The sequence below is a fragment of the Devosia sp. GW821-FHT12F11 genome (assembly GCF_058806655.1).
Window position 1 is genome coordinate 874,495 of sequence record NZ_JBXAPX010000001.1, and the last position, 15,817, is coordinate 890,311.

At 65.8% G+C, this 15,817-nt stretch carries 17 protein-coding genes; 3 read left to right on the forward strand and 14 right to left on the reverse strand.

Annotation, left to right across the window (positions count from 1 at the left end; genetic code table 11):
- Window positions 1-30: 30 nt before the first annotated feature.
- Window positions 31-474 (reverse strand): GyrI-like domain-containing protein, encoded by a 444-nt coding sequence (locus AC1ROK_RS04390; protein ID WP_492844193.1) that lies wholly within the window; start codon window positions 472-474, stop codon window positions 31-33.
- The gene (locus AC1ROK_RS04395) at window positions 471-2,093 is read right to left on the reverse strand and encodes a GMC family oxidoreductase (RefSeq protein WP_492844195.1); all 1,623 of its coding nucleotides are present in this window, start codon (window positions 2,091-2,093) and stop codon (window positions 471-473) included. The genes AC1ROK_RS04390 and AC1ROK_RS04395 overlap by 4 nt, the downstream gene beginning before the upstream one ends.
- Window positions 2,094-2,276: 183 nt before the next feature.
- Here AC1ROK_RS04395 and AC1ROK_RS04400 point away from each other — a divergent pair, with 183 nt between their 5' ends.
- Window positions 2,277-3,188 (forward strand): hypothetical protein, encoded by a 912-nt coding sequence (locus tag AC1ROK_RS04400; protein ID WP_492844197.1) that lies wholly within the window; start codon window positions 2,277-2,279, stop codon window positions 3,186-3,188.
- A 37-nt stretch (window positions 3,189-3,225) separates the two neighbouring features.
- Here the strand turns inward: AC1ROK_RS04400 and AC1ROK_RS04405 are convergent, their stop codons facing one another.
- The 3 genes from AC1ROK_RS04405 to trhO all read right to left on the reverse strand — a co-directional run bounded on the left by AC1ROK_RS04405 (window position 3,226) and on the right by trhO (window position 6,828).
- Window positions 3,226-4,551, reverse strand: a complete 1,326-nt coding sequence (locus AC1ROK_RS04405; RefSeq protein WP_492844199.1) for a phenylacetate--CoA ligase family protein — start codon at window positions 4,549-4,551, stop codon at window positions 3,226-3,228.
- 79 nt (window positions 4,552-4,630) lie between these two features.
- Window positions 4,631-5,566: a LysR family transcriptional regulator gene (locus AC1ROK_RS04410; RefSeq protein ID WP_492844201.1), complete on the reverse strand. Its 936-nt coding sequence runs from the start codon at window positions 5,564-5,566 to the stop codon at window positions 4,631-4,633.
- 263 nt (window positions 5,567-5,829) lie between these two features.
- Window positions 5,830-6,828, reverse strand: coding sequence for an oxygen-dependent tRNA uridine(34) hydroxylase TrhO (gene trhO / locus AC1ROK_RS04415; protein ID WP_492844203.1), 999 nt, complete (start codon window positions 6,826-6,828; stop codon window positions 5,830-5,832).
- A gap of 63 nt (window positions 6,829-6,891) precedes the next feature.
- On the opposite strand from trhO, the gene AC1ROK_RS04420 reads away from it, so the two are divergent.
- Entirely contained in the window at window positions 6,892-7,920 is a 1,029-nt protein-coding gene (locus AC1ROK_RS04420) for an aldo/keto reductase (protein ID WP_492844205.1), read from the forward strand.
- Window positions 7,921-7,964: 44 nt separating this feature from the next.
- On the opposite strand, the gene AC1ROK_RS04425 is transcribed toward AC1ROK_RS04420, so the two are convergent.
- The 8 genes from AC1ROK_RS04425 to rpmI form a co-directional block, all read right to left on the reverse strand.
- Complete coding sequence (locus tag AC1ROK_RS04425; RefSeq protein ID WP_492844207.1) at window positions 7,965-9,257, reverse strand: O-antigen ligase family protein; 1,293 nt, start codon at window positions 9,255-9,257, stop codon at window positions 7,965-7,967.
- 7 nt (window positions 9,258-9,264) lie between these two features.
- A complete protein-coding gene (gene pheT / locus AC1ROK_RS04430; RefSeq protein WP_492844209.1) occupies window positions 9,265-11,673 on the reverse strand; it encodes a phenylalanine--tRNA ligase subunit beta in 2,409 nt (802 codons plus the stop codon).
- Entirely contained in the window at window positions 11,670-12,323 is a 654-nt protein-coding gene (locus AC1ROK_RS04435) for a DNA polymerase III subunit epsilon (protein ID WP_492844211.1), read from the reverse strand. Before AC1ROK_RS04435 ends, pheT begins: the two co-directional genes overlap by 4 nt.
- Window positions 12,320-12,721: an ASCH domain-containing protein gene (locus AC1ROK_RS04440; RefSeq protein WP_492844213.1), complete on the reverse strand. Its 402-nt coding sequence runs from the start codon at window positions 12,719-12,721 to the stop codon at window positions 12,320-12,322. Before AC1ROK_RS04440 ends, AC1ROK_RS04435 begins: the two co-directional genes overlap by 4 nt.
- Complete coding sequence (locus AC1ROK_RS04445; protein WP_492844215.1) at window positions 12,718-13,134, reverse strand: hypothetical protein; 417 nt, start codon at window positions 13,132-13,134, stop codon at window positions 12,718-12,720. The genes AC1ROK_RS04440 and AC1ROK_RS04445 overlap by 4 nt, the downstream gene beginning before the upstream one ends.
- Window positions 13,134-14,264 carry a phenylalanine--tRNA ligase subunit alpha gene (gene pheS / locus AC1ROK_RS04450; RefSeq protein WP_492844217.1) on the reverse strand — a complete coding sequence of 377 codons (1,131 nt, stop codon included), beginning with the start codon at window positions 14,262-14,264 and terminating at the stop codon, window positions 13,134-13,136. The genes AC1ROK_RS04445 and pheS overlap by 1 nt, the downstream gene beginning before the upstream one ends.
- A 110-nt stretch (window positions 14,265-14,374) precedes the next feature.
- Window positions 14,375-14,776 (reverse strand): 50S ribosomal protein L20, encoded by a 402-nt coding sequence (gene rplT / locus AC1ROK_RS04455; protein ID WP_055873058.1) that lies wholly within the window; start codon window positions 14,774-14,776, stop codon window positions 14,375-14,377.
- A gap of 13 nt (window positions 14,777-14,789) precedes the next feature.
- Window positions 14,790-14,990 carry a 50S ribosomal protein L35 gene (rpmI, locus tag AC1ROK_RS04460; protein ID WP_055047457.1) on the reverse strand — a complete coding sequence of 67 codons (201 nt, stop codon included), beginning with the start codon at window positions 14,988-14,990 and terminating at the stop codon, window positions 14,790-14,792.
- Between the two features lie 216 nt (window positions 14,991-15,206).
- Between rpmI and AC1ROK_RS04465 the strand changes: the two genes are divergently transcribed.
- Complete coding sequence (locus AC1ROK_RS04465; protein WP_492844220.1) at window positions 15,207-15,374, forward strand: hypothetical protein; 168 nt, start codon at window positions 15,207-15,209, stop codon at window positions 15,372-15,374.
- Here the strand turns inward: AC1ROK_RS04465 and AC1ROK_RS04470 are convergent.
- On the reverse strand, window positions 15,371-15,793 hold the full coding sequence (locus AC1ROK_RS04470; RefSeq protein ID WP_492844222.1) for a MarR family winged helix-turn-helix transcriptional regulator: 423 nt from the start codon (window positions 15,791-15,793) through the stop codon (window positions 15,371-15,373). The genes AC1ROK_RS04465 and AC1ROK_RS04470 overlap by 4 nt on opposite strands.
- Window positions 15,794-15,817 lie beyond the last annotated feature (24 nt).

Genomic DNA, 15,817 nt, shown 5'->3' on the forward strand with positions numbered 1-15,817 from the left:
AGCGGCCCTGAACTCGCGGTGAACGGCCGCTTAGCCGATGCGCAGCGGCTCCGGCTCCAGCGCCACGTGCAGTTCGTGCCGCCCCGCCGGCAGGCCGGGCGAATAGCCGAAGTCGAGCTTGTAGTCGGTGGCCTTTAGTCCTGCTACCGCCGCATGCGCATAGAGCTTTTCGAACCCGGCGGCGATGTCGACCAGCGGGCCATCATGGACGATCCTGAGGTAGCGCTGCGCCGGGATGACGATCCGCACCATGCCCTCGGGCACCTCGGTCTTCTTCGCCGCGAGATAGCCGACCAGCTCGCGGTAGATGCCGCCCTCGCGCGACATCGACACCTCGAGGAACGAGGTGGCGCCGGTATCGCTCTCGAACAGCCGGGTCCAGGCAGCGGGTATCGCCTTGGGCAAGTCGTTCCAATGCGCCTCGACCAAGACGCCGATGGCGATCATTTCCGGCAGTTCGACGGTCTCGATCATCGATGGTCCTCAGCGATCAGGCTCGCCGCCTTGCTTCCGATGGCCATGGCGGCGGCATTGGTATTGGCCGACGGGATGGCCGGAATGATCGAGCAGTCGATGACCCTCAGGCCGTCGACGCCGCGGACGCGCAGCCGTGCATCGACCACCGCCATCGGATCGTCGTCGCGCCCCATCTTCAGCGAGCCCGATGGGTGGTAGTTGGTCTTCACCGTCTCCTGCGCGAAGCGGGTCATGCCGGCGAGGTCGGTGACGTCCTTGCCCGGCAGGATCTCGTCCTTGATCTTCGATAGGAACGGCTCGGTCTCGAGCAGCCGGCGGGCGTGGCGCATCGAGGCGAGGGTGAGCCGCAGATCGTCCGAGTCGCCGAAGAAGTTGCAGTCGACCAAAGGCTGTGCCGCGGGGTCGGCCGAACGCAGCCGCACCGTGCCGCGCGCCTTGGGGCGCAACAGGCATGAGGTCAGGGTGACGCCCCAGGTGGGCTTGGCCTTCGACACATCGCGGTCTTGGTAGACGATCGGCGCGCAATAGAGCTGGATGGTCGGCCGCTCGCCGCCATCGGGATCGTAGAACAGGCAGGCTTCGATGCCGGTGGTGGTGACCGGGCCGGAGTTGAACAGCAGGTATTGCAACCCGTTGCGGAGCATCGGCCAGCCCTTGTCCTGGCCGAAATAGCCCGACTTGCCCTTGGTGGTGGCAATAACCGGGACTTCGTGGTGGTCCATGAGGTTCGAGCCGACGCCGGGGAGATCGGCCAGCACCGGGATCTGGAAATCGTCGAGATGGTCGGCCGGCCCGATGCCGCTGAGCATCAGGAGCTTGGCTGAATTGTAGGTGCCGGCCCCGACCAGCACTTCGCGCCCGGCCCGTGCCTCGTGCGGATCGCCATCGCGGGTATAGGCGACGCCGACCGCACGGCCATTCTCGATGATGATGCGGTCGACCCGCGCCTCGGTGACGATGGTCAGCCGCCGGTCGCGCCGCAGCGGATCGAGGAAGGCCTTCTTGCCGTCCGAGCGTTCCTTGTGGCGGCCCCACTGCCCGTAGGTGTGCTGCATGATGCCCGCCCCGTTCTGCCGCTCGCCGTTGAAATCGGGGTTGTAGCGGTGGCCGAGCCCCTGCGCCGCGAGCAGGAAATCCTCGGTGGTGCCGGAGATATGACCGGGATCGGAGACGCGCAGGTTCCCCGCAATGCCGTGGAACTGGTCGTTGAAACGGGTGTTGCGCTCGAGCCCGCGGAAATGCCCCAGCATATCCGCATAGCTCCACTCCTCGGTGTTGCCGAGCTCCGCAGCCCAGCCGTCATAATCTTCCTTCTGGCCGCGCATGTAGACCATGGCGTTGACCGCGCTGCCGCCGCCCAGGGCCTTCGCCACCGGCACGATCGGCGCCCGGCCGCCCAGTTGCGGCTGCGGCACGGTCTTGTGCATTTCGAGAAAGGTATCCTGCGCCAGGTACTTCATGTAGCCGGCCGGCATCGCCATGATCCGGTTGGTGGAACGCGGCCCGCGCTCGATGATCAGCACCGAATAGCCGAAATCCCGGACCAGCCGCATCGCCGCCACCGACGCCGCCGAGCCGCCGCCGCAGATGATGAAATCGAAGCTCCGTTCGGCCATGTGGATTCCCTTGCAAGGCGCCCGTTTTAGCCGTCCGCCGGGGCGTTGGATAGGCCGCCATCCCCTTGCCGCGCTGCAGCAATTCGGCAACGCTGCTGTTCAAATCTTCCAGTAAACAGGACAGCCGCCTTGCCAGATTTCTGTTGCGATGCAAGTCTTTCGCCCAGTTGTTGAGGGCGGACCATGTCAGTTTTACGCGTGACTAAAGCAGCGCTGCTGGCCAGCGTGTTTTCGATTCCGTTCGGCTTCGCGGCGTCTGCCGCGGACCTGATACTCACCTCGCCCGAGCCGGTCGAAGATCAGTATGTCGACCTGGTGCTGCCGGCCGTCTCTGCCATCAACGGCAAGCTGGAGCTGGATTTCGGCGGCATCACCGATCCCGAGAGCGCCACCTTCCGCGCTGCCGGCTCGCTGTCGGTGCCGATCGGCGAACGCTTCGGGGTGCAGGGCGATGTCGCCATCGGCAACATCGATGACACCTGGTCGTTCGGTGGGGCGCTGCATGCCTTCACCCGCGATCCCTCGTCCTACCTCCTCGGTGTCACCGCCGGCGTGGTCGTCGCCGATGGCGCGCGGCTCGCCGCCATCGGTCCCGAAGCAGAACTTTACCTCGACCGGATCAGCCTCGAGGGCTGGGCCGGCTGGGCGGCGATCGACTATGAAGACGCCCTGATGACGGACGAGAGCGGCTTCTTCGCCATCGGCGATGTGGCCTGGTACCCCACCGACGACTGGCGCCTCAGCATCGGCGGCGCCTCTATCCTTGGGCGTGAATCGCTCAAGCTCGCCACCGAGTACCAGTTCAGCGGCCTCGGCTTCCCGCTCTCGGGCGTTGGCGAAGTGCGCGCCTACGACACTGGCGCCTACAGCTTCCGCGTCGGCATCAAGGGTTACCTGGGCGATCCCGACAAGAGCCTCATCGACCGCCACCGCCAGGACGACCCGCCGAACCGCGCGCTGGACCTGTTCAGCGCGGCAGGGGATCTGCTCACGGCGGAGCCGGATGGGCCGCCAGATGAGCCGTGCCCTTCCGAGAACGAGTCATGGCAGCTCGTCAAAGGGGAGTGGGTCTGCGAGTACAACAGTCGGGATTGATTCAGCTGCACTAGCGGCTGGCAAGCCTTGGGGAAGACTATGGGCGCGGCGATGACCGCGCCCATTCGTTTATGTACTCGACATACTTGCCTGCGGCGGTAAGCGGGATCTCGCGGACGGGTACAAATCGGACTTCCGCATCCGGGAAGAAGGCGGCGTGGAATTCCGCCCTGGCCGAGCCTTCGTCCGCTACCACCGACCCGTCGCGCGGCACATAGCGGACCTCGAATTGCAGCGGCCCGACCTGGGCAATCTGCCAGAGACTGCAGTTCAATGCTGTGCGCGCACCACTGCCCAACATGGTCGCCACCTGCCGACCGTCGGGATGGCTGAAAATGGCGATGGACCGCCCTTCGATTGCTGCCAGCACTGGCAGGTGGCGTCCGCATGCACAGGGCGGGCCGAAGCGGGCAATGTCGCCTTGCTCATAACGGATGAGCGGCTGGGCGGTACTTACGAAGGGAGTGATGATGACGCGGCCACTTGCACCGGGGGCTACTGCGTGGCCCGCTTCGTCGACAATCTCCACCAACACACTCTCGGCGTTGACGTGCATGCCCGTACCCTGGGCGCAGGGATAGGCGATCGGACCGCCTTCCTTGGAGCTGTAAAGCTCCAGCGACCTGGCTCCGAACACCCGTAGGCACGCAGCCTTGTCCTCGTCGTCCATGTGGCCGCCTTGGGCGAGCACATAGTGCAGCTTGAGCTCGAGGCCGAGCCGCTCAGCTTCGAGGGCGAGTACATGCAGGGTCTTGGGTCCGGTGGAGTAATAGCGCGAGCCCGTGCGCCTGATGAACTCCAGGTTCTCCCGCATGGTGGCATCGCTGTGCAATTCGAGCGCCTGCCCAAGTTGCGCTGCCGCGTCCCATGAGGGGCCCCAGCGCCCGCGGATGAGACCGTGCGGGTAGACTGAGCGGGGGTCGGAGCCAATGCGCGCGGTGTATGCCGCCGACCAATCGAGATCGTGCCATCGCTGGGCTCGCCACCGATTGGCGTTGCTGGTGAGAAAAGTAAGCCGGTTGCTGGTGATTTGCACCGGCTCGCCGGTCGAGCCGGAGCTGGCAACCGTGCTGGACTGACCGTGTCCAGGCGGCACTTCAAGCGCCAGCATAGCGGCGCGATGAGCGCTCATATCGTGGCGGGTGACGATGGGAATTTCCTCCCACCGCTCCCAGTCGATGTCGCCGCTGCCGGTGAACACCGGGTCGAGCCGTTTCTCGTAGAACGGCACGTTGGCGCGTGCGTGCCGCAGCAACTGCGCCAGCTGGCTCCGCTGGTAATTGAGCATGGTTTCGGGGAGCCAATATTGGCTCTCCATCAGCATGTCGTAGAACTCGTGCTGCAAGTCGCGCGGCTGGGCCATCGGTGAACTAAAGCCGAGCCGGGCGCTGGGGGCAAGCGTGGTCCGGCTACCGCCGGAGTGCCAAGCACTCCGGGCCAGACTAAGCCGCGTTCGCCGCCGTCGGTGGCAGCAGCGTGGTTTCGAGGATGGTGCCGTTCTTCCGGCATTCCTCGGCGATCTCGGTGGCGAAGTCGCGCAGCATTTCGCGGTCGAGCACCGCGGCGTTACGCACCACCATGGCGATGTCGCGGTGCACGGGGTCGACGTCGACCGGGGTGATCTCGGTGAGGCGGCCGGCGGCGATGTCGTCGGCGACGGCCGAATAGACGAAGAAGCCGACGCCTTCACCGCGGATGGCGATGCGGCGGGCCGGGCCGGTGGGCAGCTCGACGGAAACCGGGGCGCGGCGGAACAGCGCCAGCGCGGCATCGGGATAGACCTGCCACCAGTTGATCGAGATCAGCCGCGGCACGCGCCTCAGCACATCCTCGATCCTCGGCTCGAGCCCCAGTTCGGCGGCAATCTGCGGCGTCGTCACCATTGGCACCCGCTCGCGCAGTACCAATAGCGGCACGAGGTCGGTCACCAGCGGATCGAGGTTGGGCCAGCACAGGATCCCCAGCTCGATGTCGCGCTCGCGCAGCATGGCGGCGATCTGGCTCTGCCGCCCCTCGTGGATCACTACGTCGACCGACGGATACTTCTGCTGGAACCGCAGTAGCGACTCGGTGACCAGCGGCGAGACGAGGCTGCGCAGCGAGCCAATGGAAACGCGGCCGCGCTCCACCCGGCGCAGCGCTTCCTTGGCCTCCTGCGCCGCCTGCAGGATGCGGCGCGCATAGGGCAGGAATGTCATGCCCTGGTCGGTGAGCGCGATATTTCGGCCGCGATGGAACAGCGGCACCCCGAGCAGATCCTCGAGCGCCCGCATCCGCATCGATACCGTCGCCTGCGTGACATTGAGCTTGGCCGCGGCTTTGGTGAAACTCAGATCCTGCGCGATCCGGTCGAAGGTTCTGATCTGGTCGAGGTCCATGATAGGCGACGCTTATCGAGGTTGCACCCTGAGGCCTCGGGCGAGGCCTTTGCATTGGACATGCTGATAACGGTCATCGCGGAATGTCAATATAAATATGTCAGCAAGGCTGACCAATAGTCGCTGACTGAAGCGGACGGCCCCCTCCCTGCCTCCCCCATGAAGGGGGAGGTGAAGAGTCGAGGCTCTGTCCACGATCGTGCCCAACGAACCAGCGGGGCACCTCTCCCCTTGTGGGGGAGGATGGGAGGGGGCCGTCTCTCTCAGTCGACCGACTGCTGCTTCCGCCGAGCTAACTTCGCCGCTTTGTTGCGCGCCGCCGCCGCTGCCGCGTCATCGCCGAGATGCGCCTCGCCCCGCGCCCGCGCCAGTTCCATCTGCCGTTCGCGTTCGCTCGCGCCGGCCGGCGCCGCTTCAGCACATTCCCGGCACAGCGAGCCGACCGCCTCGTGCGGCAGCATCGGGTTGCGACAGCCGCGGCACAGCACGGCTTCGCCTTCAGCCAGGCCATGCACCACCGAGACGCGCTCGTCGAATACGAAGCATTCGCCGTTGAAGCGGCTTTCGCTCTCGGGCACGGTCTCGAGATACTTGAGGATGCCGCCCTTCAGGTGGAACACTTCCTTGAAGCCCTGCGACAGCATATAGGCCGAGGCCTTCTCGCAGCGGATGCCGCCAGTGCAGAACATCGCGACTTTCGGATGCTGGGCGGGATCGAGCTTCGCCACGTAATCCTTGAACTCGGTAAAGCTCTGCGTCGCCGGATCGCGGGCGTTGGCGAACGTGCCGAGCTTCACTTCGTAGTCGTTTCGGGTGTCGATCAATGTCACGTCGTTGCGGCTGATCAGCCGGTTCCAGTCGCGTGCTTCGACATAGCTGCCGACCAGCTTGTTCGGATCGGCCTCGGGGGCGCGCAGCGTCACGATCTCGGGCTTGAGCCGTACCTTCATGCGAAGGAAGGGCATCTCGGTCGCGCTGGAGAACTTGGCCTCGGCGCCGGCCAGCCGGCCGGCCCAGAGCGGCGCCGTTTCGAACCAGGCCATCAGTTCGTCGATCGCCGCGGGCGTACCGGCGACGGTGCCGTTGATCCCTTCGGGCGCGAGGATGAAGGTGCCGCGGATACCGCGGGCGCAGCAGAACAGCGCCAGCTCATGCTTCAGCACGGCACAATCTTTGAAATCCGCAAACTTGTAGAGCGCCAGCACCTTGAAACGGTTCAGGCGTTCGGACAGATTGGCGACGGTTTCTAAAAGCTCGGACATCGCGGCGGGTGTAGCATCCAGCGGCTGCAACGAGCAAATCGGACATATATTCGGGAGGATGAGATGACCTATCGGGCCAGCGACGCTCGCTATGGCGGCGGCATGCAGTATCGCTACACCGGACGTTCCGGGCTGAAGCTGCCGGTGATCAGCCTGGGGCTGTGGCAGAATTTCGGTGGCACGCGCGACTATCCCAGCGCCTTCGAGATGCTGAGCTACGCCTTCGACAAGGGCGTCACCCATTTCGACCTCGCCAACAATTACGGCCCCCCGCCGGGCGCTGCCGAAGAGCTGTTCGGCGATGTGATGGCACGCGATTTCCGTCCCTATCGCGACGAGATGATCATCTCGTCCAAGGCCGGCTGGACCATGTGGGACGGCCCCTATGGCGACCGCGGTTCGCGCAAATACATCCTCGCCTCGGCCGACCAGAGCCTCAAACGCATGGGGATCGAGTATTTCGACATCTTCTACTCGCATCGCTACGACTCCGAGACCCCGCTCGAGGAGACGATGGGCGCGCTGGCCCACCTGCACCGGCAGGGCAAGGCGCTCTATGTCGGCATCTCGATGTATCCCGAAAAGCAGACCCGCGAGGCGGTGCGGATCCTGAAGGATATGGGCGTGCCCTGCCTGATCCACCAGCCGAACTACTCGATCCTCAACCGCTGGATCGAGGAAGACGGCACCATGGCCGCCTGCGACGAACTGGGCGTCGGCATCATCGCCTTCTCGCCGCTGCAGCAGGGCATCCTCTCGGGCAAGTACAACACCCTGAAGGGCGACCTGAGCGGCACCCGCGCCTCGGAAAACTACTCGCTCTCCGCCAACCGGCTGGAGCCGCGCATCCTCGAGGCCGTCGACAAGCTCGGCGAGATCGCCCGGGCGCGGAAGCAGACCATGGTGCAACTGGCCCTCGCCTGGGTGCTGCGGAAGAAGGAAGTGACTTCGGCGCTGATCGGCATCCGCACGCTCGAGCAGCTCAAGGATTGCCTCGGCGTGCTCGACAACCTCGAACTCTCGGCCGAGGAGATCGCGGCGATCGATGCCGCCGCCAAGGGCGGCCTGATCGACAGCCGGCCGGGGCGCTAAGCGCCGTACTGAGACAGGAGGGGGTCGTCTCTATCGGCCTTCTCTCACGCCCGCTCGTCGCGGCAATAGTTCAGCAGCACAGCGGTCAGCACCACGTAAAGCGTGTTGTGCAGCGGAAAGCTCAGCATGGTGTCGGGCAGGCCCAGCACTAGGTAGCTGACCGAGAGCAGGCTGCAGCCGTAGAGGCGGGTGCGGTACTGGCTGTCGCGCGGGCTGAACAGGCAGCTGACGATCGGCAGCGCCAGCAGCAGCAGGTAAACCACGAGGCCGAACAGGCCCGAGGCGACCGCGAAGTTCAACGCGTCGTTGTGGAGGTGCGGCAGTTGCGCATGCACCAGCTCGTAGACCGCCAGATAGGGGACGATCGCCGTCATCAGCTGCCCCCAGCCATGCCCGAACAGCGGCGCGTCGGTAAAGGCCTGGGCGCCGGCGCGATAGAGGATGAAGCGGATGGTGGTGCCGAGGTCGGCCGGGTTGTCGCCGCCGGCCAGCCGGCTGAGGATATCGAACATCGACGATGAGCGGGCGCCGGCGAGATCGGCGACATAGGCGATGATGCCGAAGGCGGCCAGCACCGCGACGCTCACCAGCGCCGCCAGCAGCTTGTGGCGCACCAGCAGCAGGGCCGCGACGAACAGCAGCACCGGGAACGCCACCAGCGCGGCGCGCGAGCCGGAAGCGAAGATCACCGCCAGCGCCATCAACGGGCCGAGCAGGTAGATGAAGCGCTGCCGGCCGGTGGCGGCGGCAGCGCCGATCATGGCGAAGAAGCCGAGCAGCAGCGCGGTGTTGGAGAGCCGGATCGGATCGGTGATCGGCGAGCCGAGCCCGGCGCGCTGCATGCCTTCGACGTAGTTGAAGTAGAGCGCCATCAACAGCCCCGCGGCGCTGCCGAACAGGGCGAAATCGGCGAGCTTGCGGCTGTTGGTCGGCCCCGCAGCGCGCCGGAACAACAGCGCCAGCGGCGCATAGAGCAGCATGGCCGAGAAGTTGAGCGTCTGCAGCAGGTCGGAGGGCTGCCGCATCGTCACCACGGCGCTGATGAACAACAGCGTAAAGGCGCCGAGAAACAGCTTCGCCGGCAGGTCGAAGCCGATTTTCACCGTCGCCCGCCGTACCGCGAAGAAGGCGAACACCGCCAGCGAAATGGCGAGCAGCGCGTAGGTGGTGAGATAGCCGAGGATGCACGAGAGGCCGATTGCCACTACCAGCATGGCGCGGCGCAGCAGCGCCTCGCTGGCAGCGGCCGGGCTGAGCGGCGCCAGCGGCAGCTCGGCGACCGGCAGGCCCTCTGGGGCCGCTTCGCCGATCGCCTCGCGTTTGCCGTCAGCCGTCATGGCCGCCTCAGGTCCTCAGCACGCCGCCCGTCGCCTTGCTCACCGCCGCGACGACGCTGGCTGCGACCTTTTCGATCTCCTCGTCGGTCAGCGTCTTGTCGCTGGGCTGCAGCGTCACGGCGATACCGACCGATTTCTTGTCCTCGGCGATACCCTTGCCTTCGAACACATCGAACACCGACACTTCCGTAATCAGCGTTTTGTCGGCGTTCTTGGCGGCGCGGAGGATCGTCGCCGCCGGCACCGACCGGTCGACGAGGAAGGCGAAGTCGCGGCTCAAGGGCATCAGGTCGCTGAGCTTCAGCGCCGGCTTCGAGCGGGTGGGTTTCTTCCGCGGTTCGGGGATGGCGTCGAGATCGAGCTCGAACGCCGCGACCGGCCCGGTGAGGTCGAACTTTTCGAGCTCGCTCGGGTGAACTTCGCCGAACCAGCCGATGGTGAGCTTGGGGCCGAGCTGGATGCGCCCGCCGCGGCCCGGATGGCTCCAGGCTGCGGGTTCGGCCACCAGCTGCAGCTTGTCGATGTCATGGCCCATGGCGTCGAGCAGGGCCGCGATATCGGACTTGGCGTCGAATACCGAGACCTTGCCATTGGCCGATTGCCAATGGCGCGACCCGCCCAGCCGGAGGCCCGAGGCGTAGGTGCGCTGGCCCTCGGGCTGCACCGAATGGAACACCTGGCCGACTTCGAACAGTTTCAGCTCGCTCAACCCGCGGTTGGTGTTGCGGCTGGCTGCGCCGAGCAGGCCCGGCAGCAGCGAGGGACGCATGTCGGTGAGCTCGGAGGCGATCGGGTTGGCGAGCTTCAGCTCGGCCGCGCCGCCGCCGAAGCGCTGTGCTTCCGCTTCCGGGATGAACGACCAGGTCACCGCCTCGTCGAGCCCACGCGCCGCGAGGGTACGGCGGGCGAGACGGCGGCGGTTCTGCAGCACCGTCAGCATGCGCGGCGCCACATGGTTGAGCCGCGGCAGCGGATCGATGGGGACGTTGTCGACCCCCACCATGCGCATCACCTCCTCGGCGAGGTCGGCCTTCATCGTCACATCAGGACGCCACGACGGGACATGCACCTTGCGGGTCGCGCCCGCGCCTTCGAGCTTGAAGCCGAGGCGGCCGAGGATGGCTTCGATTTCGCTGGCCGAGGTTTCGAGGCCGGTGAGGCGCTCGACTTCGCTCAGCGGGAACTCGACCACGGTATTGGGGAACACGTCCTCGCCCGAAATCACCGGCTCCATCGCCTCGCCGCCCACCAGCTCCAGCATCAGCCGGGTGGCGAGTTCGAGGCCGGGTTCGGTGAGCGCCGGATCGACCGAACGCTCCAGCCGATAACGGGCATCCGAGACGATGCCGGTCTTGCGGCCGGTCTGCGCGATGAGGTCGGGGTCCCAGCTGGCGCATTCCATCAGGACGTTCACTGTCGCATCGGTGGTGCCCGAGCGGATGCCGCCCATCACGCCGCCGAGGCAGAGCGGACCGAGATCGTCGGCGATCACGGTCATGGTGTTGTCGAGCGTGTAGATCTTGTTGTCGAGCGCGTCGAATTCCTCGCCGGTCCGAGCGTTACGCAGCACGGCCTTGCCGACGATCCTGTCGGCGTCATAGGCGTGGAGCGGCCGGCCCCAGCCGAGCGACACGAGGTTAGTGATGTCGACCACCGCATTGATCGGCCGGAGCCCGACGGCGCGCAGCCGCTGCTGCAGCCAATCGGGCGACGGGCCGTTCTTGATGCCCTTGAAATAGCGCCCGGCGAATTTGCGGATCGCCTTGGGCTCGCCCGCCGCGAACTGATGCGGCAGCGGCGGGATCGGGCTCGGGCCGTTCGACGGCACCGGCGACATGTCGGTCGACTTCAGCGTGCCGATGCCGAACGCTGCAAGGTCGCGCGCCACGCCGTAGACGCCGGTGGCGTCGCCACGGTTGGGAGTGATCGAGATGTCGATCACCGTGTTGCCGAGCTTGGCGTAGTCGACATAAGCCATGCCGATCGGTGCATCCTGAGGCAGCTCGATGATGCCGTCATGATCGTTCGATAGCTCGAGTTCGGCGGCCGAGCAGAGCATGCCGTTCGACGGCTCGCCGCGGATCACCACGCCGGCCTTCAGCGTAAAATCCTTGCCCGGGATATAGGTGTCGGGGAAGGCGAATACCGACTTCATCCCGGTGCGCGCGTTCGGCGCGCCGCACACCACATCGATCAGCGTGCCCGTGCCGGCATCGACCTTGCAGAGGTTGAGGTGATCCGAGTTCGGATGCGGCTTGGCTTCCACCACATGGGCGACGACGAACGGCCTGAGCTTTTCGGCGGGGTCGACGATCTCTTCGACCTCGAGTCCGACCATGGTCAGCGCCTTGCCGATGTCCTCGGCCGAGGCGGTGGTGTCGAGATGTTCTTTCAGCCAGTCGAGAGTGAACTTCATTTGTAGATGCTTTCGGTCGCTTCGATCCTGGGCAGCTGCCCGCTGATCTCGAAAAGTTTGGCGAGGACGTTGGCAAAGCCGCGCGCATCGTCGATGGCGCGATGGGTGTGCTCGATATGGCCGTACCAGGCGGGCGGCACACGCTGCATGCCCCACTTGGTATACTCGGCCCCGCGCAGCGTGCCGGCCATGGTATAAAGGCAGACGCCGCCGCCGCGGAAAATCTGCCGGCTCTTGTACGGCCCACCCAACACCCGGGTGCCGGCGAACACCGACAGGTAATGGTCCATCCACAACCCATCGAAGATCATCGGCGCCGCGGCAAAAACGCGGAAGCCGGGGAGCGTCTCCACCCAGTCGGCATAGCGCGGCATCACCGACGCCGGGTCTTCCGGGTTCTCGGTGGCGTGCTTCCACGCCTCGGGCTGGGTTTCCCACCACGCCATGGTGTTGGGGTCGGGCGTCCTGTCGCTGCGCGGCGTCAGCACCGCCTCGAACTCGGAGAGCACGGTGCCGGAAATATCGACCGCCACCGAGGCAAAGCTCAGCATCGAGGATTCGAGCGGGTTATGCCCGTCGGACTCGATGTCGGTGACAACGAAGGTGCAGAGCTCGGATTGGCCCGGCGCGATGGGCGGCTGCAGGCTCATCGGGGCAGCACCTCGACCAGCTTGAAACGTTCACAGACCAGTTCGAGGTCTTCCGACCAACCGCCGTTGCGCTCGAAATAGGCCACGTGGCCCGCACGCCAGGCGGCGAAGTCCCCCTCGCCTTCGGCGAGCGCGAAGGCTTCGGGCACGTCGGCGAAACGACGCACATCCAGGGAGACCGTCTCGATCACGGCAGCGGGCCTGCCGGCGCCATCGAGCACCACATCGCGGCGTCCCACCTCGGGCATGGCGTCCTTGCCTAGGACGTAGTCACGAACCGCGCCACAGGTTGCCGTCTTGGCTCCGGCAAGCACCAGGGCCAGCAACTCATCGGCCAGCGCTGGGCTGTCGCCGAACGAGAAGCGAACGGCATCGGCATATCGGGGTTGCAGGCTCATCGCGGCAACTCGGACACATAGGTACAGTGGCCCGAGGCGACGGTGCCTTCGGTGTCGACCCGGACGAACGGCAGGTCCTGGTCGATCAGGCTGATGCGCAGCAAGAACCCGGTGCTGCTATCGAGCGCGACGAAATCGATCCGCTCGCGCAGCGAGCCTGGGTTGACCACCTTGAGGCTGCCTGACGCGATCGTGTCATTGTCCGAGCCGATGAAATGCTCGCGATAGGCACCGGTCTCGAGGTCGATGCGCGTCACTCGCGACCCGGCGCCGCGCGCCTTGTCGATGGTGATGATCAGCGGTGGGGTCTCGCTCGAATTGTAATAGTGCTCCGGCGTGCAGGCGACCATCTCCTCGGCCAGGGCCGGGGAGATGAGCGTCAGGACCGCGAGGGCGGCGAGCAGCGATCGCATCAGCTGCTGAGCCCCCCGAACAGCGTCGGCAGGTCGAGCGGGCGGAAGCCGTAGTGATCGAGCCAGCGCTTGTCGGCGTCGAAGAAGGCGCGCAGGTCATTCATGCCGTACTTGAGCATGGCGATGCGATCGATGCCCATGCCCCAGGCAAAGCCCTGGTAGACATCGGGATCGAGCCCGCAATTGCGCAGCACGTTCGGGTGCACCATGCCGCAGCCGAGGATTTCCAGCCAATCGGTGCCTTCGCCGATCTTCACCTCGGCGCCCGAGCGGTCGCACTGCACGTCGACTTCCATCGACGGCTCGGTGAACGGGAAGAAGCTCGGCCGGAACCTGAGCGTCACGTTGTCGACCTCGAAGAAGGCCTTGAGGAACTCTTCCAGCACCCAGCGCAGCTGGCCGATATGCGAGCTCTTGTCGATGACCAGGCCCTCGACCTGGTGGAACATCGGCGTGTGCGTCTGGTCTGAGTCGTGCCGGTAGGTACGGCCGGGCATCACCACGCGGATCGGCGGATCGATGGCCGGCGTCAGGTAGGGCGCCGCCGGCTTCTCGTTGCCCTTGAGCATGGTGCGGATCTGCACCGGCGAGGTGTGAGTGCGCAGCACGCGCTTCACCCCATCCGGCGAAGGCGCCATGAAGAAGGTGTCATGCATCTCGCGCGCCGGGTGTCCCTCGGGGAAGTTGAGCGCGGTGAAGTTGTACCAGTCGGTTTCGATATCGGGCCCTTCGGCGATCGAGAAGCCCATGTCGGAGAAGATTGCGGTGATCTCGTCGATCACCTGGCTGACCGGATGGATGCGGCCCTCGGCGGTCGGCGAGGGGCGGACGGGCAGGGTCACGTCGACCCGCTCGGAGGCGAGGCGGGCATCGAGCGCCGCCTTGCCCAGTTCAGTGGCGCGGGCTTCGATCAGCGCGGTGACTTCGGTCTTCAGCCCGTTGATGGCGGCGCCGGCGGATTTGCGCTCCTCCGGCGCGATGCTGCCGAGGGTGGCGAGGAGGGCTGAGACGGAGCCCTTCTTCCCCAGTGCCGCGACGCGCACCGCTTCGATGGCGCCTTCATCGCTGGCGGACGCGACGGCGGCGGCGAGGTCCGCGCGAAGGGTGGCGATCTGAGCGTCGAGAGACATTTGAGTGTTCCGAGATTGTGTTTCAGGGCCAAATGAAAAAGCCCCGCGCCATCCCCGGTTACGGGGCGGCGCAAGGCTTAGCTTAGGGCCTCAGAAAAGGCGAGGGCTGGTTAGGCGCTGATGCGCTCGTGGGTGGTCGTCTCGATCTTGCCGAGATACCCCAGAGCCTTCTTGGCCTGCTCAACCAGCACGGCGAACGCTGCGGGCTCGGTGATCGCGAGATCGGAGAGCACCTTGCGGTCGACGGCAATCTCAGCCTTGCTGAGGCCGTCGATAAATCGACCGTAGGTCAGGCCGTGGTCGCGCACGGCGGCGTTGATGCGCTGGATCCACAGGGCGCGGAAGTTGCGCTTCTTGACCCGGCGATCGCGGTACGCGTACTGGCCGGCCTTGTCGACGGCGGCCTTGGCGGTGCGGATGGTGTTCTTGCGGCGACCGTAAAAACCGGAAGCGGCCTTAAGAACCTTCTTGTGACGGGCGTGGGCGGTAACGCCTCTTTTAACGCGTGACATCTATCGGCGCTCCTTAACGGTTATACGGCATGTACCACTTGACCAGACTTTCATCGCCCTTCTTGAGGATCTTGGTCCCCCGATGCGAGCGGATGTAGTCGGCGTCGTGGCTAAGGAGACGGTGCCGCTTGCCCGCGACGCCAGCCTTGACGCGGCCGGTCGCGGTCATCTTGAAGCGCTTCTTGGCGCCCGATTTAGTCTTCATCTTTGGCATTTTGCTGTCCTGGTTAGAGGCGGCTCGCTAAAGCCTGCATTCGGGATCGCCACGGCATGCCTTTTGGCCGGGCGGCCCGTCGAGAAGGCGGGTGTATAGGGGGAAAGCTGGGGAGACGCAAGAGGGCGCGGGCGCCGTTGTCATCGGCCTGCAATATCGCTCTGCCGTGATCCCGGCAAGCGCCCCGTCGAGGGCGCACCATCCGGGAAGCGTTCGATGACTGATCTGTTTGCGTCCAAGCCGGCGAACCGCCCGCTGCCGAGGCCCAGCAAGGCGCAATTGCGTGGCGCCATCTGGCTCATGGCGCTGGCGGTCTTCGTGCTGCTGCCCAAGCCCTTTGCCGATGTCGAGCCGGCGGCGGCCCAACTGGCGGCCGACCACTAGCTGCGGTTGGCGGCGGCGAGCTCGCTGAGCCCGTCGATGAGGTGCGCCGCCTCGGTCTTGGAAAGACTGGCGAGGGCCTGGCGATCGGCACGCGCGGCAGCTGCAGTAGCCTCGGGCAGCACGGTCTTGGCCTTGGGGCTGAGATAGAGCCCCTGCGCGCGGCCTTTGCCGATCGACGCCTTCTCGATCCAGCCATCGGCTTCGAGGCCGCTAAGGGTGCGGGCGACGCCGGGCTGTTCGAGGTCGAGGCGGGTGACGAGCTCAGCCTGCGTCAGGCCTTCGCGCTCGGCGATTTCGCTGAGTGCGGTAAACTGCGCCGGGTGCAGCCCGAACGGCTCCAGCGTCTCGCGCAGATGGTTCGCAAGCCGGCGGGCCAACTGGCTCGCGACGTGAAACAGGGTTTCCTTGTGGTCGAACACGGCCTCCTCCCGAGAGGTGAGAGG